Here is a 17761-nt window from a genome sequence, read left to right as displayed (position 1 = left end):
GTTCACCGAGGAATGCATGGCTCCCAAGAGCGAGAAGGAATTCGTCTACCTCTTCATCCAACCCGACGAGACGAACATCCTCGAGGGCTTCACCACCGAGCTGAAGGTGATGGGTGTTCCGAAGAATGACCCGAACCACCCGGAGAACGTGACGCGGTTCGTGGACTTCAAGGTGAACCCCCCGCTCACCTCGGACCTGGTGGACCGGCGGGCCCAGGTGAAGATTGTCGACCGGACCCACGAGGCCGTCGTGGTGAAGGCGACGAAGCCGAACGCCGAGCCCGCCGAGCTGCTCGCCATTCCCAAGAAGGACTCGCCCCTGGCGCGTGGACTGGAGGCCCGGGCGCGGCTCTGGGTGGACGAGTCGGACCTGCTCCTCTATGCACCGGACGGAAGGGTCTACTGGCTGCCCACGAAGATGTGGACCAAGGCCCGGTCCTTCAATCCCAAGGAGCTCAAGGACCTGAAGCACCTGTCCAAGGCCATCATCCCGCTGCTCAAGAACGAGGCGGTGGTGGCCAACATCCCGCACCACGTCGGGCAGGAGGTGGAGGGAAAGCCGAACCATGCGGGCGGCAGCATCTCGGTGCCCGCTGGCGAGCCCGCCGAGCCCGTCACCTGCTTCCTGCTCAACCTCAACAGCATCCTGTTGAGCTACACGCCCAGCAAGAACCTGGACGCGCAGCGGCAGGACGCCTCTCCCTTCCCAGGCAGGAAGAAGTCCTGATGCCCCCTCGCTCCACCCGTCGCACGCCGGAGGCGGCCCCTCCCTCCGGCACCCTCAAGTCCTTCCGTCACGGCACACACCGGGTGGTGTCTCCCGGCGAGACGGTGGAGCGCGTGCGCCGGCTCATGCCGGCGCTGGGCATCACCCGCATCGCCAACGTCACCGGGCTGGACACCCTTGGCATCCCCGTCGTCATGGTGACGCGGCCCAACGCGCGCTCGCTGGCCGTGTCCCAGGGCAAGGGACTCACGCTGGACGCGGCGAGGGCCTCCGGGCTGATGGAGTCCGTGGAGGGCTACCACGCCGAGCACGTCTCCCTGCCGCTGAAGCTGGCCACATACAACGAGCTGCGCTTCCGCGAGGCCGTGGTGGATGTGGCCGGGCTGCCCCGGCTGTCGGTGAGCCTGTTCCACGAGAACTGGCGGATGCTGTGGGTGGAAGGGCTGGACCTGGCGCGGGGCAGCCCGGTGTGGCTTCCCTTCGACCTGGTGCACACCGACTTCACGCTGCCGCTGCCCACCGGGAGCGGCGCATTCCTGATGAGCAGCAACGGGCTCGCCTCCGGCAACCACGTGCTGGAGGCCACGCTCCACGGGCTCTGCGAGGTGGTGGAGCGGGACGCCACCGCGCTCTGGCACGCGCGGGGCCCTCGCGCGCAGGCGCCCACCCGGCTGGACCTGGACTCGGTGGACGACCCGGCATGCCGGGAGGCGCTGGAGAAGTACGCGCGCGCGGGCATCGCCGTGGGCGCGTGGGAGACGACGAGCGACGTGGGGGTGCCCGCCTTCACCTGCTCCATCATCGACCGCGAGCCGGAGCCCCTTCGCCCGGTGGCGGTGGCCGGCGGCATGGGCTGTCACCCGTCGCGCGAGGTGGCCCTGCTGCGCGCGCTGACGGAGGCGGCGCAGAGCCGGCTGACGCGCATCAGCGGCGCGCGGGACGACCTGCACCGCAAGGCCTACGAGGCGGCGCGGGACGGAGTGGCTGCGGAGCGCCTGCGCACGCGGCTGCGCGAGGAGCCCGTGGTGCGCCGCTTCCAGGACGTGCCATCTCAGGACGGGGAGACGCTGGAGGAGGACCTCGCGTGGGTGATGGGGCAGCTGGTGGCGGTGGGACTGTCCCAGGTGGTGGCGGTGGACCTGACGAAACCGGAAGTGGGCGTGCCCGTGGTGCGGGTGGTGGTGCCGGGCCTGGAGCCCACGCACGAGGCGCCGGGCTACGTGCCGGGCCCGCGCGCGCGGAAGGCCCTGCGGGAGCGAGAGGAATGAAGGTCTTCATCTTCACCGGACCCACGCTGCGGCCCGAGGAGGCGCGCGCGGAGCTGGACGCCATCTACCTGCCGCCCGTGCAGCAGGGCGACGTGTACCGGGCCGCGCGGGAGGGCCCGGTGGCCATCGGCATCATCGACGGCTTCTTCGAGCACGTGCCCGCCGTCTGGCACAAGGAAATCCTCTGGGCCATGTCGGAGGGCATCCACGTCTTCGGTGCCTCCAGCATGGGCGCGCTCCGGGCGGCGGAGCTGTCCGCCTTCGGCATGGAGGGCGTGGGCGACATCTTCGCGGCCTTCGAGCGCGGCGAGCTGGAGGACGACGACGACGTGGCGGTGGCGCACGCGGGCGCCGAGGACGGCTGGCGTCCACTCTCCGAGGCGATGGTGAACATCAGCGCCACGCTGTCGGCGGCCTGGGTCGAGCGCGTGGTGAGGGAGGACACCCGCAACGTCCTGGAGCGGGCGGCCAAGGCGCTCTTCTACGTGGAGCGGGCCTGGCCGGTGGTGATGGCACGGGGCGCGCGCGCGGGCGTGCATCCGTCGCAACTGGACGCGCTCAAGGCCTGGCTGCCCAAGGGCCGCGTGGACCAGAAGAAGGCGGACGCGCTGGCCCTGCTGCGCACGCTGCGCGAGCGACTGGAGGCCGGGTTGTCACCGAAGAAGGTGGCCTTCCCCTTCCAGCACACGGACGCGTGGGAGGAGGCACGGCGGCGCGCGGGGCGGCTCCCGCTGCGGAGGGACGCGCGGGCCCTCGAAGGCGTGGCCTCGGAGTCCCTCCTGGACGAGCTGCGGCTGCGGGGCTCGCTGGGCGCGGCGCGACGGGCGGGCATGGCGCGGGCGCTGGCGGTGGAGGAGGCCCGGCGGCTGGGACGCGAGCCCGCCGCCGAGGAGCTGCAAGCCACCGCCGAGTCGCTGCGGCATGAGCGGGGCCTCGCGCCCGAGTCCTTCGAGCGCTGGCAGGCGGAGCAGCAGGTGGACGACCTGGGACGGCTGCTGCGCGACGAGTCCCATGTGCGCTGGGTGGAGACGCTCTTCGAGCCGGATGTGCTGCGGCACCTCGCAGACCACCTGCGCCTGACGGGCGAGTACGGCGAGTTGCTGGCGCGGGCGCGCGACAAGGAGCGGGTGCTCGCGGAGGCAGGGCAGGTGGTGCCCCGGCTCGAGGACGCGGGCATCACCGAGGACATGCTGTGGCGCTGGTACTTCGAGGAGCGCCAGGGCCGGCTCCTGCCGGAGTCCCTGGGCAGGGCCGCGCGCGACGACGGCTTCGCGGACGTGGACACCATGCGCCGGGCCGCGCTGCGCGAGCTCTGCTACGTGCTGGCCAAGGCCTCCGCGCCGGACTGAAGCGGTGCGCTACCGCGTCCCGTCCGGCTGGAGGATGAAGACGCGGTCCAGCCGAAGGCTGCTCCGGCGCACGGGCGACTCCAGGTCGTAGTCGAAGTCGTACGCGCCCACCACGCGCAGGCCCGCGTCGCGGAACAGCTTCGTGGCCTGCGGCGCGCTGTACGTGCGGAAGAACCACGTCGTCTCGATGAGCCAGTCCTTCCCCGGCCCGGTGACGCGCAGCCGGTTGCGCATGGGGGAGCGGCGCGCGCGGCGCTCGGGCAGACCCTCATGCGTGTTGCAGACGACCTTGTCCTTGCCGACGCGGCCCACCCAGCGCTCGTGCTCCGGGGTGGTGCGCGCGTAGTCCGTGAGGTGGAAGCCGAGCACGTAGATGCCGTTGGGCTTGAGCAGCTTCCGTGTGCCGATGAGGTGCTCGCGCGCCGCGGCCTCGCTGTCCAGGTAGCGGAAGGTGGAGACGAGGCAGTGCGCCAGGTCCACCTGCCCCTCCAGCGAAGGCTCGGAGAAGGTCTCCATGCGCGACTGGGCGAGCCGCACACGGCGGCGCTGGGCGGGCGTGAGGCGCTTGCGCGCATGCGCCAGCATTGCCTCGGAGAGGTCATAGCCCACCACCTGGAGGCCCCGTCCGGCGGCCTCGGCCACCAGCCGTCCGGCGCCACAGGCGGGCTCCAGCCATTGCTTGCCGCCGGTGCCATGGCGCTCGCTGAGCGCCTGGAGGAAGTCCACCTCGCGCACCGTGTCGGTGCCGAAGATGGCCTCGTAGTACTCGGGGTGCTCGTACCAGTCGGTGCGTTTTTCCATGGAGGGCGCGCGCATCCTCAGGTCCCCGGCGGCGAAAGCCAAGAAGAAGCACGGGCTCCCCTGACTGCCCGGCGGGCGGCGGCACCGGGAGGAGTCCCGCGCCCGGGCTCGCGACGGCCCCGTTCACATCTCCCGGCTCGCCTCCCCATGGAAGGGAACGGCGGCCCCGCCGCCCCCATCCATTCCGAGGCGATTGATGCACACCGTCCTGCTGGTCGACGACGACCCCAGCCAGCTCTTCATCTACACCCAGGTGTTGGAACTCATGGGCTGTGCCGTCGCCACCGCTTCGGATGGGCTGGAGGCGCTGAAGATGACTCCACACCTGCGTCCCCACCTCATCATCACCGACGTGTCCATGCCGAGAATGGGCGGGCTCGAGCTCTGTCAGCGCCTCGCGGAGGACCCGTGGCTGCGGGACACCCCGGTCATCCTCCACAGCGGAATGGATGGAGTGGTGGCACCGGAAGGCGCCGTCTTCCTGGCCAAGCTGGGGGACCTGGAGGAGTTCGAGGCCCAGGTCCTCCGCAGCCTCGCCCGGGCTCGCCCGGCGCGACGACTCACCCCAGCCGCCTGAGCCGGTGGGCCGCTCCGGGGCCCCCCTCCGTAAAGGAGCGGCCCGCCGGCACGGGCGCATCCCCTCCCCGGCTCAGTGCCCCGGGTGCCCCATCCACTGCGCGAGGAGGAACATCAGGAGCAGGCCGCAGAAGAGCGCCAGCACGTTGCGCCCCGGGTGGTCCTTGCCGTGCCGGTGCACGTGCGGCAGCAGGTCCGACACCGCGATGTAGAGGAACGTCCCCGCCGAGAAGGCCAGCGCCTTGGCGGCGAGGCTCTCGAAGTTCAGCACCGCGTCGAAGAGGAAGTAGAGCGCCGCGCCCGCCGGCACCATCATCCCGTACAGCGTGGACAGCCACAGCACGGAGCCGCGACCGCGGCCCTCCGCCTTGAGGATGGACGCCAGCGACAGCGCGGACGGCACCTTGTGCGAGACGATGGCCAGCAGCGCCATCAACCCCACGCCCTCCTCCACCGCCGAGCCCAGGGCAATCCCGTCGAACAGCGTGTGCGTGGACAGCCCGAGGAACGCGGTGAGCCCCAGCACCTGTCCGGGCTGCGCCGGCGCGCCGGTGCTGGACATGTGGTCCCCGGGCAAATCCTCGCCCGCGTGCGCCACCAGGTAGCGCTCCAGCACCATGATGAAGACGAAGCCGCCCGGCACCAACGCGAAGGCCCACCACCCGCCTCCGGAGTACGCCTCCGGCAGCATGTGGAAGAAGGCCGCGCCCAGCATCACCCCCGCCGCGAAGGCCAGGAAGCGCACCAGCTGCGTGGGCTGCTGGTTCCACACCACCACCACGGCGCCAGCGAGCGCACCCAGGACGATGATGACGGAATAGAGGGCCACCGTGGCCAGGACCGGCGACATGGGGCGCGCACCCTACATCAAATAGTGCAGATTTCGCGCTCAGTAGCGCCGCACCACGATGAGCCCCACCCGCCCGGGCTTCACGTCCACGACGTGCTCCGACGTTCGCCCCCCCGCCTCCACACGCACGGTGTGGCTGCCCGACTTCACCCGGAAGCGCGCCACCTGGAACTCCGCTGGCAGGGAAAGCCAGGAACGCAGGTCCGGCGCGTTCATCGCGTTGAGCACCAGGAAGGTGAGCACCCCCACCTCCTCGCTCTTCGTCAGCGCGCCCAGGCCCGCCGCGAGGCCCGCCTTCACCGCCGCGCCCGCGAGCTGCTTCGCCAGCATCCCACCAATGCGGCTGTCGAGGTGCACGCGCGCCACGTCCGCAATCGACGTCACCGTCACCGCCGCCAGGGACGCCTCTCCCAGGGACACCCGCACCCGCGGCGCGCTGCCCCGGTCCCGGTACACGGGTACCTCGATGAGGTCCCCACCGTTGCCGCCATCACGTGAGGCCCGCTGCTTCTCCGGAGACAGGCCGGCCTCCACCACCACGACGACCTGGGACTCGCCCGGTGCCAGCGGCTCGTGCGGCACGTCCGGGTACTTCTCGCGCAGCTCCGCGTACGCCTCGTCCCGGCCCGCCTGCTTCGCCAGCCGCAGCAGCGGCTCCACCAGCGCGCCCAGCTGGGGCTCCAGCTCGTAGGCCTTCGCGTAGTCGATGTACGCCGAGTCCCAGTCCCGCTGGCCCTCGCGGATGACGCCGCCGAGGTAGCGCGCAATCGCGAGCTGCTCGTACGGCTTCTTCTCGTCGGAGACCATCTTCTCCAGGCGCTCGTTGACCTGGCGGACCTCCACCATCGCGCTCTCGTCCTCGCCCAGCTCGGCGTAGTTGAGCGCCTGGATGACGGAAATCATCAGCTTCTCGAAGTCCTCCCCGCGGTACGCGCGCTGGCGCTCGTTGGTGACGAGCGCCCCGGCCTCCTCGCTGACGGAGACGCCGTCGAGCTGCTGGCTGAGCCGCTCCGCCTCCTCCAGCACGGTGTTGCTCTCCGCCCACCTTCCGGCGGCGTGCAGCACCATGCCCTTGTCCAGGAGGACGAGCAGCTGGTCCTTCTCCAGGCTCGCCCGCGTGGCGGACTCCAGCGCGCCCAGCGCGCGCGCGTAGTCCTCCGACTGGTACGCCGCGCGCACGCCTCGCGTCCGCGCCACGTAGTCAGTCGCGCAGCCGGACAGCAGGAGCAGGCTCAACAGCGCCAGCCCGCCCCACCGAATCCGGTGGAGCGGGCCGCAGTGGAGGGAAGACCTCATGAAAGCGGACCTTCGCGGGGAGGACACCGGCGGCGGATTACCAGCCGACGCTCTTCTTCTCGAACTTCTTGCGGATCTGCTTCTCGTCCGTCCACTCGATGAGGCCGGTGCGAACGTTGCTCAGCTTGGCCGTCATCTTGTAGTAGACGAGCTTGTCGTTGCCGACCTCCTGGATGATGGAGGCGAGGTCGCCCGTCATCAGGAAGTCCACCGACGACTGCTGCCCCGGCGCCTTGGCGGCGTTCGGGTCCACGTAGCCGGACTGCTGGTACTCGTACTCCTCGGCGATGTCCTGGCGCGCGGCCTGGTCCACCAGGGCGAAGCGGCCCGTCTGCGCGAGGGCCGTCTGAATCTTGTCGCCCAGCGAGCGCATGTCGATGTGCTCGGAGGTGCTGTTCTTCAGCTTGCCGACCAGGACGATGGGCAGCGAGCCGTCGGGCCGGCCCTGGGCGAAGCGCGGCGAGGTGGCCAGCGACTCGGCCATCTTCTTGGCGATGAGCTGCAGGTCGTTCTCGTTGAAGCGGTCCGACAGCATCTCGATGGTGTTGGGGTCCTCGTACGTCCCACGCGTGTAGGCGCGCGGGCCTCCGCACGCGGCGAGCGTGGCGACGAGGCAGGCGGACAGAAGCAGGTTGCGGGGGTTCATGGTGCGGTGACTCCTAGTTCCATTCGCATTCGAAGCGGCTGCCTTCGAAGTTCCACTTGTAGGTCAGCACGGCGTCGCGGCGGTAGCCGGCCGTCAGGCGGCAGAGGCTCTGCAGCGAGGCGCGCGGGTAGTCGAAGGTATAGGTCTGCGACTTCGCCCGCTCCTGGTCGGTGAGCTGGTTGGGGTGCGTGAGCGTGGGGCTGCCGCTGGCGGCCACCAGCACCTTGTGCGGGCCGTACGTCTTGAGCGCCACCTTGCCCGCCAGCTGGACGCGCCGCACGGTGCGGGCCACCATGATGTCGCTGCGGTCCACCATCGTCTCGTGGCTGTTGCGGCGCTGCAGCAGCTCCGGGATGTTGGCGGTGAAGACGCGGGTGACGTCGCCGTCGTCCACGAAGAAGTAGAGGAACGCCTCGCGCGCGGTGCGGCTCTCGCCCGTGAAGTCGAGCGTCACCAGCAGGTCGAGCGCCCGGTTGGGCGCCAGCCCGTGCCGGGACACCGCCGCCAGCACCGCCTTGTCCACGCCCGCCTTCTTGAGCCGGATGAGGCCGTCGGCGCTGGCGTCGCAGGTGCAGCGGCGCTCCTCAATCATCTTCACGAGCTGCGCGGGCTCGAAGCCGGCCTGGGACAGCTTCGTCAGCTCCTCGTCGGTGAGCGGGAGCTGGTCGGAGCGCTCGTAGATGCGCGGGAGCTGGTTCGGGTCCCACTGGATGATGTTGTAGGTCTGCACGTCCCCAGTCGGGAACGGCAGGGCAACCTGCGGACTTCCGCGCACGGCGGGAGCCACGACAGGCGCCTGGCTGGCGGCCACCGCCAGGGTGGCGGCGAGGATCTGGGCAATCATGGTGGGGCCCCCTCTAGAACTTGTAACCGACGGCCATACCCAGGCGATGCGTGGCGCTTCCGCCGCCAATGGGGATGTCCGGATTGTAGTTGAGACCGAGCAGGATGTTGTCGTCGTCGTCCAGGAAGAACTCGGCGCCCAGCTGCGGGGAGATGCCGAAGCGAAGCCCCTCGCCCTCGGGAATCACGATGGCGCCCGCCTTCAGGCCCGCCGTGAAGACAATCGGCCAGCCCCACGTGCGGAAGCGCGGGCCAATCATTCCGATGAACCGGCCGCCGTCGAAGACATAGGCGCCGCTGAAGTCGAGCTGGTACCAGTCATCTCCCCACAGCGACACGGTGGCGCCCACATACAGCGGCGGGCCTTCCGGCGCGCCCCGGGGCGGCTCCTCGGCGTTGACGGCGGCACCCCAGTCGAGCTGGAGCGACACGCCCCGCCCGCCCGGGTCCCCGTATCCCCCATGGCCGTACTCCGACTCCTCGGGGCCATCCGTCCGGCCACCGGACGACTGTGCGCCGGCGGTGAGCGGCGCGGCGGCGGCCAGCAGCATGAGGGCCCCGCACAACCTGGCATGACGCTTCATCTCGAAGACTCCCCCGAGCAGTAGGTGCGTGAATTCCAGCGCTTCGACGGCGCGCCGCGCCGAATATTCAAGAGCCCCTGCCCGGCAAGCAAGGACTCCCTGCACCTGTCCTCCAACCCGGGCTTTCTCAGGCCCTGGGAGGGGGCTGGGGAGCGGGAGGCGACTGGCCGTCCCCCGGGGGCGACGCGGGGGGCACCTGGCGGGCCTCGGTGCGCGTAATCGGCAGCCACTGCGGGTTGGCGCGCAGGAACTCCACCAGCCGCTCGCGCACCAGGGCGCGCAAGTCGAACAGCTTGTCCGAGCTGGCCACGCTGACGAGGGCCCGGACGGTGAGCGTCCGGTCCATCACCTCCAGCACCACCACGTTGCCCACACGGCGGTCCCACATGTCCCGGCCCTCGCCCTCCAGGATGCGCGTCAGCTCCGCGCGCAGGGCGTTGATGTCCGTGAAGTAGTCCACCTGGAGGGTGACGGCGCCCAGCATCTCCGGGCTCCCCTTGCTCCAGTTCTGGAAGGGCTTGTCCATGAACTGGGTGATGGGGATGACCAGGCGGCGCTGGTCCCAGGTGCGCATCACCACGTAGGTGAGGGTGATGGCCTCCACGGTGCCGAACTCGGCCTCCACGATGACCGTGTCGCCGATGCGGATGGGCTGGGTGATGGAGAGCTGGATGCCGGCCAGCAGCGTGGAGATGGACTTCTGCGCCGCGAGGCCGAGCACGAGGCCGGCGATGCCGGCGGAGGCCAGCAGCGACACGCCCACGCTGCGCACCACGTCGAACTGGATGAGCAGCAGCGCGGTGGCGATGACGTAGGTGGCCACCTCGAAGATGGACCGCAGCACCACCAGCTGGGTGCTCACGCTGCGCGCGCGCGACGCGTCCTTCATCTCCACGGACACGCGGTTCTGCACGAAGGACGCGGACACCCGGAGGAAGCGCAGGATGAACCAGGCCAGGGAGATGACCCCCAGCGAGTAGCCCACCCGGTTGAAGAACTCCTGCGCCGGGCCCGGCAGCCGGAGGAACGTGGTGCCCGCCACCAGCAGCGCCGAGAAGAGGACCAGCCGCAGCGGCCCCTTGCCGGCGGACACCAGGTCGTCATCCCAGGTGATGCGAGTCCAGCGCGCCAGCCGCAGGGTGAAGGCCAGCAGGATGCGCTCCACCACCACCGCCAGCGTCAGGCTGCCCAGCAGCACCACCAGCAGTCCCAGCCACTGCCAGGGCTCCAGCCCCAGCACCGTGTCGGAGAAGAAGAAGGGCGGCAGCCACTCCGCGACGCGGGGGCCATACGCCGCGAAGAGCGGGTCCACCTGCCGCACCGTGGACTCGCTGAACACCCACACCAGCGCGCCGTCCGCCGTCACCCGCTGGATGCGGATGGGGACGTTGGCCCCCTCCAGGGGAATGAGGCCCACCTGCTGCGTCCGCGAGTTGGCCGGCTCTCCCTCGGGCACCTTGCTCAGGGAGGACAGGTCCACCGCCAGCTTCCGGTCGACCACGAACTTCAGCCGCCGGGCGAGCTGGAAGCCGCGCTCCGCCTGCTGGGCGCGGGGGATGTAGTCCAGGTCCAGGTAGTGGGCCGCCAGGGCGTAGTCCCCCCGGTGGGCCGCGGCCAGGAAGCCCTGGACGGTGGAATGGGGCGTCTGCCGGTCCACGCCGGGCGGAGGCGTCCCCAGGCCGGAGTTGAGCGCCGCGGCGGGGAGGCTCCACAGGACGCTCCAGACGAGAACCAGGGCTCTCAGGCCCCAACTGTCACGGTGCATCATGGTGTCCTTCCATACTCCTTTTCCGGCGTCATGCCGGAAGAAGTGGGGCCTGCCCCACGAGCGGGCGACCGTGCGGCGGTGGACAGGCGGACGCGGGAGCAGGCGGGCCCATCTCAGGGGATGGGAAACCGTTGGTGCGACGGATGGGGGTAGGATAGAAACGGCCCTCAAGGAAGGTCGCCGTGTCCGAGAAGCGAAGAATCCTCCTGATTGACGACAGCGAAATCACGCTCGCCATGGAGAAGGCGGTGCTTGAGGCGCGAGGCTATGAGGTCGTCGCCACGTCGACCCTGATGGAGTTCGAGAAGACCCTCCAGAGCTGGCGGCCGGACCTCATCCTCACCGACATCCACATGCCCGAGGCCAAGGGCACCGACATCTGCCGGACGCTCAAGAACGAGTACGGCACGCAGGACATCCCCATCGTCCTGTTCTCCAGCCTCCCGGACGACGAGCTGTCCAAGCTGGCGGAGCAGGTGGGCGCCGACGGCTCGCTGTCCAAGGTGAACGGCCTGGAGGCGATGGGCGAGAAGATAGACGAGCTGGTGCAGAGCATCCTCTGGTGAAACCCATGCGCCGCGTCCTCGTCGCCGCGCTGCTGGGCGCGTCGCTCGCCGGGTGCATGCGCAAGGAATCGGCGCCCCCCGCTCCCGAGGCGGGGACGGCACCGTCCGCCGCTCCCCAAGCCGCCGCGTCCACCGCCCCGGGCGCCATCCTCTTCGTCTCCGCGGACACGCGCGGCTACCTGGGCCCCTGCGGGTGCAGTGAGAACATGCGCGGCGGCATCGCCCGCGCGGCCTCGCAGGTGCTGGAGGCGCGCAAGGGCGCCCTGCCCGTCCTTTATATCGACGGCGGCAACAGCCTCTTCGGCGAGACGGAGCTCAAGCCCGGCCAGGTGCCCCAGGAGGAGCGCAAGGCGAAGGCCCTCTCGGACGCCATGCGGCTGATGGGGCTGGCCGTGCGCGCCACGGGCCCGATGGACGAGACGCGCGGGGCGGAGTTCCGCCAGGGGCTCGGGCTGCCGGAGCTGGCCCCCGGCGCTGTGAAGATGCTGCCCGCGGGCGCGCGGAAGGTGGGCGTGGTGGCGGCGGACTCGCCGGAGCAATTGGTGACGGCCAGCGCCCGGGCCCGCGCGGAAGGGGCGGACTTCGTGGTGGCCCTGCTGGACGCCACACTGGAGGCGGCCCAGTCCGCGGTGGAGCAACCGGGGCTGGCGGCGGACGTGGTGGTGGCCACCCGCACCGCCTCCGAGTTCAGCGGCGAGCAGAACAAGCTGGTGCGCGCCACGGTGCCCGTGGTGGCCCTGCAGAGCAAGGGCCGCTCGCTGCTGCGCGTGGACCTGGGCTACGCGCCGCAAGCCGGCCCCTTCACCCCGCTGAAGGGCCAGGGCGATACCGAGCGCGAGGTGGCGGCGCTGGACCAGCGGCTGGCGCTGCTGGACAAGGAAATCAACCTCCCCGGCGTGGACCCGAAGCTGAAGGCGCTGAAGCAGGGCAAGCGGGACGAGCTGGTGGCGCGCAAGCAGGCGCTGCTGACGGCGCCGGCCGCGCCCGCGGGCGGCACCAACGGCTTCACCCTGCGCTTCATCCCGCTGGAGTCCAGCCTGCCCTCGCACCCGGACGCCCAGACGCTGGTGGCGGCCTATGACGCGGACGTGGGGAAGATGAACCTCGCCTGGGCGAAGGAGCACGGGCAGGACTGCCCCGCGCCGAAGAAGGGCCAGGCGGGCTTCGTGGGCAACGAGCCCTGCCGCACCTGCCACGAGGACACCTTCCCGGTGTGGGAGAAGACCAAGCACCACCACGCGTGGGAGACGCTGGAGGAGGTGGGCAAGCAGTTCCACCTCAACTGCGTGAGCTGCCACGTGACGGGTTGGGAGCAGCCCGGCGGCGTGTGCCGACTGGACAAGGTGGCTGGCCGCGAGGACGTGGGCTGCGAGGGCTGCCACGGCCCGGGCTCGGAGCACGCGGACGCGCCGTCCACGGACAACATCATCGCCTCGCCGGGCGAGACGGTGTGCGTCACCTGCCACAACCCGGAGAACTCACCCCACTTCGACTTCGCGACCTACCTGCCGCGAATCCTGGGACCGGGACACGGAAAGCCGGCAAACGCCCAGAAGCCCGCGACGCCGTAGGGCTCGCCTGCACGCCTGCCCCTCACACGGCGTGGCATGTTGTTTGACTGTCAAGAAAAAGCGCGAATACTTCGGCCTCCGCCTGCTTCTGGGCGCCCCCGGGTTCGCGACTCCATGCCGCCTCTTCCCATCCTGCTGCTCGCCCTGGCCTCGCTTCCCGGCTCGGAGGGCGCTCCGCCCCCCATGCCACCGCCTCCTCCCGGCATGCGGGTGCTGGCCGCGGATGAGAAGCGCCTGCTGACGGGCGAGGCTCCCGAGCCTCCCGAAGTCGAAGAGCCCGCGTCCGAGGAGGAGGCCACCAGCGCGGAGGTGGAAGCCGAGTCCGCGGAGCTGGAGGAGCTGCGCGCGCTGGAAGGCGCGACGCTGGACCCGGCGGCCCGGCCCAACGCGGAGGTCATGCAGTCGCTGCGGCGGCTGGGGCTGGCCAACCCGCTGCGGATGCGGATGCTGGACGCGCTGGACGAGCCCACCTTCCGTGAGGATGAGGAGCTCGCGCCGATTCCCCTCATCACCAACGTGGCGACGTTCGACGTCGGGCAGATTCAGGACCGCTACGACATCCCGGTGGAGATGCAGCCGCTGGTCGCCCAGTACATCCAGTTCTTCCAGGGCCCGGGCCGGCGCTGGTTCCGCAAGTGGATGTCGCGCGCCGCGCGGTACGTGCCGGTGATGCAGCCGATTCTCGAGCAGTACGGGCTGCCGAAGGACACGGTGTACCTGGCGATGATTGAGAGCGGCTTCTCCGCGCATGCCTACTCCTGGGCGCACGCCGCGGGGCCGTGGCAGTTCATCTCCAGCACGGGCAAGCAGTACGGGCTGAAGCAGGACTTCTGGGTGGACGAGCGTAGAGATCCCATCAAGGCCACGCACGCGGCGGCGTCGTACCTGAAGGATTTGAAGCGGGAGCTGGGGCACTGGTACCTGGCGTGGGCCGGGTACAACACGGGCTCCGGGCGCGTGCGGCGGATGGTGGCGCGGCACGGGACGAGCGACTTCTGGCTCCTGTCCCAGGAGCGTGGACTGGCGAAGGAGACGCAGCACTACGTGCCCAAGCTGATTGCCGCGGCGCTGGTGGCCAAGCACCCGTCGGCCTTCGGCTTCTCCGAGGAGGAGTTCGAGCCCGAGCCGGTGCTGGAGTTCGACGAGGTGGAGCTGACGGACGCGGCGGACCTGGACGTGGTGGCGCGCGCGGCGGGCGTGCCCGTCAAGGCGGTGCAGGACCTGAACCCGGAGCTGAAGCGCTGGTGCACGCCGCCCGCGAGCACGAAGAACCCGTACGCGCTGCGGCTGCCCCGGGGCGCGAAGACGCAGTTCGCGGAGAACTACAAGCGGCTGGCCCCGGCGGAGCGCCTGACGTTCCGCATCCACAAGGTGAAGCGCGGGGACACGCTGTCGCAGATTGCCGAGAAGTACGGCACCGCGTCGGAGGCCATCCTCCAGATGAACCAGCTGAAGACGGCGCGGACGCTGAAGCTGGGCCTGGAGCTGGTGATTCCGGTGCCGGCGGGCAAGAGCGGCTCGGGCACGGCGCTGGCGAGCAAGGTGGCGCAGGCGCGCCGCAGCGGCGTGGTGGTGCACCGGCCGGAGGACGAAGTGCCGGCGGGCACGCCCAAGGGGCCCGTCGCCACGGGGCCGGTGAAGACGGAGAAGGTGGCCGGCCGCACGCGGGTGACGTACGGCGTGCAGTCCGGTGACAGCCTCTGGGTGATTGCGACGAAGTTCAACGTGTCGGTGGACGAGCTGAAGAAGTGGAACAACCTGGGGCGGCGCACGCCGACGCTGCAGGTGGGCTCGCTGCTGCACGTGTGGCCGGACGGAGACCCGGCCGGGGCGCAGGTCCAGGAGCGCGCGGGCACCGTGGTGGCGAAGCACACGGTGGTGGCGGCGAAGCCGGGCGGCAAGGTGCACCCGCTGGCCGAGGGCGAGACGCTCTGGTCCGTGGCGCAGCGCTACGGCGTCACCGTGGAGGACATCATGCGGTGGAACAACATCAAGGACCACCGCACCATCCCCGTGGGCAAGGTGCTCAACCTCAGCGCGCCGTGACACCGGGCGGGTGATTTGCAGTGCGGCGGGGGATGACCTCATCCATCCTGCCCTCCGACGCACGCACCCTCCTCGACGCTTCTGACGTCCGAGCCCCGCCGACGACGACGGAACGTACGTCCGGCGGGCCATCCACCTCGCCCGGCGTTCCGTCGTCACAAGCGAACACCCGCCATCCGTTGGATGGGCGTCCAGTCTACGGGACACCTTCCGAGGCACGGGACGCGGCCGTGCGGGCCCGCATCCCGGAACCACCGTCCAACACCCGCTTCACCGGCCTGCCGGACCTCGCGGACGTGGCCTCGGGCCAGCGGACGCTCGGGCCGGGCACGCGCGGAGACGGCCTGCGCGCCGTGCAGACCGCGCTGCTCGACATGGGCTTCGCCCTCCACGGCGGCGCGGACGGGCGCTACGGCCAGCAGACCGCGAGGGCGCTCCGCAACTTCCAGCAGCACGCGGTACGCACCTTCCCCGCCGTCCGCCCCACGGGCACGCTGGATGCCCCCACCCTGCGCGCACTGGACGCCCTGGCCCCCGCCCCGGGAGCCCGTGGCCAGCCCCGCGCCCTGCCCTCGGCCTTCTACGACGGCCAGCCCGTGCGCGTGGTGGTGGCCCTGCGCGAGCACCGCACCTTCCTCTTCGACCCGAATGGGCGCCTCGTGGACATCTTCCCCAACGCCACCGGCGCCGCCGCCACACCCACGCGCGCGGGACTCAAGGTGGTCCGCGCCAGGCTGGACCAGGCTGCCTCCGAGGCCGCGGGCGCGCGGCTGTGGAATGACCGCCACGTCTTCGGCGTGCGCCTCCTCGACCTGTCCTGGGCGGACGGCCGGCATTCCGGGGAGGAGCTGCATGGGACGAACGCCCCTGCCCTATTGGGGGCGGACGTCTCCCACGGCTGCATCCGTCACTCGAACGAGGCGGTGCTCGTGCTCCACGACGCGCTCTCCGCGGGGGACCGCGTGGCCATCGTGGAGCACGTGGACGACCCGCACCTGGGAGTCCCGGTGCCGGTGTCCTGACGGGGACGGCTACGACTCGAGCAGCGCCTTCAGCTCACGCACGCGCTGGGTGATGAAATCGCGGTCCATGGAGCGGAAGGTCTCGGGCAGCAACTCCCGGCTGGTGCACTCCTGCACCGCGGCCAGGTTCTGCAGCTCGATTTCGAGCGGGTAGCTGGGGGGCACGAAGTCCGCCAGCACTGCCGCCACGTCCTCCTTCGTCACCTTCTCCCGGTCCTCGGCCAGCGCGCGGAACTTCGAGCGCACCATGACGGCCTCGATGTCCGCGCCGCTGAAGGCACGGATGCCCTCCGGAATCAGCGCGGCGAAGGAGTCCACGCCCTCCACCGACACGCCTGTCTTCTTGGACATGACCTTGAAGAGCTCGTCCCGCTCCGCGTCCGTCTGCGGGTAGAAGAGCGCGATGTGCTCCTCCGCGCGGCCCTGGCGCTTGAGGTCGATGGGCAGCAGGTCCGGGCGCGCCGTCATCAGGAACCAGACAATCTTGCCGCGGTACTGCGTGTTGCCCATGAAGGAGGCGATGGAGCCGAACACGCGGCTGCTCGTCCCCGAGTCGCCGCCGGAGTCGCGGTTGCCGAGGAAGGTGTCCGCCTCGTCGATCATCACCGCCACCGGCCACAGGGCCTTGAGCAGGTTGAAGATCTTCTCCAGGTTGGACTCGGTGACGCCCTGCCACTGGCTGCGGAAGTTGAGGAACTTCACCACGGGGATGCCAATCTCCCCGGCGAAGCAGCTCACCATGAACGTCTTGCCCGTGCCCACCGGTCCGGTGAGCAGGTAGCCCATGGGCATGACCTCCAGGCGCCCCTTCTTCAGGGCGCTGGCGGCCTGCCGCAGCATCTGCTTGGCCTTGGTGTGCCCGGCCACCGCGTCCAGGTTGTGCGTGGGCTCGATGAACTCCAGCAAGCCGTGGCACTCCGCCTGGATGATCTCCTTCTTCTTCTCCTTGAGGAGCTCGGGCGTAATCCGCATCTCGCGCTCGAGCGCTTCGGTGAGGACGCGGTCCAGGTTGATGCGGGACAGACCCGCCGTCATCTTCGCCAGGCCCGCCAGCGGCACGTCCGACAGCGACTGCAGCCGCTTGCCCTCCAGCTTGTAGCGCACGTACTCCAGCCGCTCCTCCTCGTCGGGGAGGGGCAGCTCGATGGGCGCCGCGTAGGGGTTGCGGCTGATGCGCGGGGAGATGTCCGCGAGGTTCTCCGCCAGCAGGACGACGGACACGTCGCCCGCGAGGAACTGCGGGTCATGCGCCCACTTGTCCAGCGTGGCCAGCACGAAGCGGTCCTCGGTGGACAGGTGGGAAATCTCCCCGCCCGGCACCAGCGTCTCCGCGAAGTCGATGATGAGCGCCAGCGAGCGGCCCTCGCTCACGCGCATGCGCAGGAAGTTCTCCAGAATCTGGAGCGCCCGGCCCGGGTCCCTCGGCATGACCTTGGCGTAGTCCGTGCCGTACATGGCGTCGTAGCCGGACATCGTCCGCATCAGGTCCTTCTGCGTCTCCGGGGTGCCGGAACGGATGCCGGACGAGCGGTCATAGAAGAGGACGTGGTCCCGGCCGCCGAAGAGCTCCTCGGAGAGGAACGTGCGCAGCGTGCCGAAGCCACGGCTGCCGTCCTCCATCTGCAGGGGCTGCAAATCCCTCACCGCTCCGTAGAGCAGGAAGGTGCTGACCGTCTTCGTGTAGTACTTGCGGGCCAGCTGCTGCGCCCAGCGGGGCAGGTCCGCCAACGGATCCGCCTTGTTGACCTTGCGCACCTTGCTCACAGCCACACGCCTCCTCTCGCTCCACCGGATGGGGAGCTGGTCGCTCCGCCGGACGGGGAGCTGACCCGCCCGCTCCCGAGGGGA

At 70.3% G+C, this 17761-nt stretch carries 16 protein-coding genes; 8 read left to right on the top strand and 8 right to left on the bottom strand.

The annotated features are described in order from the left end of the window. Window positions 1-16 precede the first annotated feature (16 nt). Genes G4D85_RS09290 through G4D85_RS09280 form a run of 3 tightly spaced genes read left to right on the top strand, consistent with a single transcriptional unit; the run spans window position 17 to window position 3344 of the window. Window positions 17-727 carry a hypothetical protein gene (locus G4D85_RS09290; RefSeq protein WP_164010140.1) on the top strand — a complete coding sequence of 237 codons (711 nt, stop codon included), beginning with the start codon at window positions 17-19 and terminating at the stop codon, window positions 725-727. Then, window positions 727-1995: a YcaO-like family protein gene (locus G4D85_RS09285; protein WP_164010138.1), complete on the top strand. Its 1269-nt coding sequence runs from the start codon at window positions 727-729 to the stop codon at window positions 1993-1995. The genes G4D85_RS09290 and G4D85_RS09285 overlap by 1 nt, the downstream gene beginning before the upstream one ends. Then, a complete protein-coding gene (locus tag G4D85_RS09280; protein WP_164010136.1) occupies window positions 1992-3344 on the top strand; it encodes a TfuA-like protein in 1353 nt (450 codons plus the stop codon). Before G4D85_RS09285 ends, G4D85_RS09280 begins: the two co-directional genes overlap by 4 nt. A 9-nt stretch (window positions 3345-3353) precedes the next feature. Here G4D85_RS09280 and G4D85_RS09275 read toward each other — a convergent pair whose 3' ends face one another. Next, on the bottom strand, window positions 3354-4145 hold the full coding sequence (locus G4D85_RS09275) for a class I SAM-dependent methyltransferase (RefSeq protein WP_164010135.1): 792 nt from the start codon (window positions 4143-4145) through the stop codon (window positions 3354-3356). Window positions 4146-4341: 196 nt separating this feature from the next. Here G4D85_RS09275 and G4D85_RS09270 point away from each other — a divergent pair, with 196 nt between their 5' ends. Beyond that, complete coding sequence (locus tag G4D85_RS09270; RefSeq protein WP_164010134.1) at window positions 4342-4722, top strand: response regulator; 381 nt, start codon at window positions 4342-4344, stop codon at window positions 4720-4722. Window positions 4723-4794: 72 nt separating this feature from the next. Here G4D85_RS09270 and G4D85_RS09265 read toward each other — a convergent pair whose 3' ends face one another. From G4D85_RS09265 to G4D85_RS09240, 6 genes are all read right to left on the bottom strand, one after another. After that, entirely contained in the window at window positions 4795-5571 is a 777-nt protein-coding gene (locus G4D85_RS09265; protein ID WP_164010133.1) for a ZIP family metal transporter, read from the bottom strand. A gap of 39 nt (window positions 5572-5610) precedes the next feature. Beyond that, a complete protein-coding gene (locus G4D85_RS09260) occupies window positions 5611-6867 on the bottom strand; it encodes a COG3014 family protein (protein ID WP_164010132.1) in 1257 nt (418 codons plus the stop codon). 37 nt (window positions 6868-6904) lie between these two features. Continuing rightward, a complete protein-coding gene (gene lpoB / locus G4D85_RS09255; RefSeq protein WP_164010131.1) occupies window positions 6905-7513 on the bottom strand; it encodes a penicillin-binding protein activator LpoB in 609 nt (202 codons plus the stop codon). 13 nt (window positions 7514-7526) lie between these two features. Next, window positions 7527-8357: a hypothetical protein gene (locus tag G4D85_RS09250; RefSeq protein WP_164010130.1), complete on the bottom strand. Its 831-nt coding sequence runs from the start codon at window positions 8355-8357 to the stop codon at window positions 7527-7529. Between the two features lie 13 nt (window positions 8358-8370). Further along, the gene (locus G4D85_RS09245; protein ID WP_164010128.1) at window positions 8371-8940 is read right to left on the bottom strand and encodes a hypothetical protein; all 570 of its coding nucleotides are present in this window, start codon (window positions 8938-8940) and stop codon (window positions 8371-8373) included. A 127-nt stretch (window positions 8941-9067) separates the two neighbouring features. After that, the gene (locus G4D85_RS09240) at window positions 9068-10708 is read right to left on the bottom strand and encodes a mechanosensitive ion channel family protein (protein WP_164010126.1); all 1641 of its coding nucleotides are present in this window, start codon (window positions 10706-10708) and stop codon (window positions 9068-9070) included. Between the two features lie 182 nt (window positions 10709-10890). On the opposite strand from G4D85_RS09240, the gene G4D85_RS09235 reads away from it, so the two are divergent. From G4D85_RS09235 to G4D85_RS09220, 4 genes are all read left to right on the top strand, one after another. Further along, window positions 10891-11274: a response regulator gene (locus G4D85_RS09235; RefSeq protein ID WP_120202605.1), complete on the top strand. Its 384-nt coding sequence runs from the start codon at window positions 10891-10893 to the stop codon at window positions 11272-11274. Window positions 11275-11279: 5 nt separating this feature from the next. Further along, window positions 11280-12845 (top strand): cytochrome c family protein, encoded by a 1566-nt coding sequence (locus G4D85_RS09230; protein WP_164010124.1) that lies wholly within the window; start codon window positions 11280-11282, stop codon window positions 12843-12845. Window positions 12846-12959: 114 nt separating this feature from the next. Continuing rightward, window positions 12960-14891 carry a LysM peptidoglycan-binding domain-containing protein gene (locus tag G4D85_RS09225; RefSeq protein WP_164010122.1) on the top strand — a complete coding sequence of 644 codons (1932 nt, stop codon included), beginning with the start codon at window positions 12960-12962 and terminating at the stop codon, window positions 14889-14891. Between the two features lie 230 nt (window positions 14892-15121). Then, window positions 15122-15913: a L,D-transpeptidase family protein gene (locus G4D85_RS09220; protein ID WP_240359161.1), complete on the top strand. Its 792-nt coding sequence runs from the start codon at window positions 15122-15124 to the stop codon at window positions 15911-15913. Window positions 15914-15922: 9 nt separating this feature from the next. On the opposite strand, the gene G4D85_RS09215 is transcribed toward G4D85_RS09220, so the two are convergent. Next, window positions 15923-17677: an AAA family ATPase gene (locus tag G4D85_RS09215; protein WP_164010566.1), complete on the bottom strand. Its 1755-nt coding sequence runs from the start codon at window positions 17675-17677 to the stop codon at window positions 15923-15925. Window positions 17678-17761: the final 84 nt, after the last annotated feature.

It is taken from the genome of Pyxidicoccus trucidator (assembly GCF_010894435.1).
Lineage (GTDB): Bacteria > Myxococcota > Myxococcia > Myxococcales > Myxococcaceae > Myxococcus > Myxococcus trucidator.
Note: the sequence above shows the minus strand (reverse complement) of the source record. Positions and strands in the feature narration are given on the sequence as shown.

Bases quoted from the DNA above. Each gene is read 5' to 3' on its own strand.
- G4D85_RS09270 (WP_164010134.1), top strand. From the start codon at position 4,342: ATGCACACCGTCCTGCTGGTCGACGACGACCCCAGCCAGCTCTTCATC.
- lpoB (WP_164010131.1), bottom strand. From the start codon at position 7,513: ATGAACCCCCGCAACCTGCTTCTGTCCGCCTGCCTCGTCGCCACGCTC.
- G4D85_RS09225 (WP_164010122.1), top strand. From the start codon at position 12,960: ATGCCGCCTCTTCCCATCCTGCTGCTCGCCCTGGCCTCGCTTCCCGGC.
- G4D85_RS09285 (WP_164010138.1), top strand. From the start codon at position 727: ATGCCCCCTCGCTCCACCCGTCGCACGCCGGAGGCGGCCCCTCCCTCC.
- G4D85_RS09245 (WP_164010128.1), bottom strand. From the start codon at position 8,940: ATGAAGCGTCATGCCAGGTTGTGCGGGGCCCTCATGCTGCTGGCCGCC.
- G4D85_RS09250 (WP_164010130.1), bottom strand. From the start codon at position 8,357: ATGATTGCCCAGATCCTCGCCGCCACCCTGGCGGTGGCCGCCAGCCAG.
- G4D85_RS09280 (WP_164010136.1), top strand. From the start codon at position 1,992: ATGAAGGTCTTCATCTTCACCGGACCCACGCTGCGGCCCGAGGAGGCG.
- G4D85_RS09290 (WP_164010140.1), top strand. From the start codon at position 17: ATGGCTCCCAAGAGCGAGAAGGAATTCGTCTACCTCTTCATCCAACCC.
- G4D85_RS09265 (WP_164010133.1), bottom strand. From the start codon at position 5,571: ATGTCGCCGGTCCTGGCCACGGTGGCCCTCTATTCCGTCATCATCGTC.
- G4D85_RS09240 (WP_164010126.1), bottom strand. From the start codon at position 10,708: ATGATGCACCGTGACAGTTGGGGCCTGAGAGCCCTGGTTCTCGTCTGG.
- G4D85_RS09260 (WP_164010132.1), bottom strand. From the start codon at position 6,867: ATGAGGTCTTCCCTCCACTGCGGCCCGCTCCACCGGATTCGGTGGGGC.
- G4D85_RS09275 (WP_164010135.1), bottom strand. From the start codon at position 4,145: ATGGAAAAACGCACCGACTGGTACGAGCACCCCGAGTACTACGAGGCC.
- G4D85_RS09230 (WP_164010124.1), top strand. From the start codon at position 11,280: ATGCGCCGCGTCCTCGTCGCCGCGCTGCTGGGCGCGTCGCTCGCCGGG.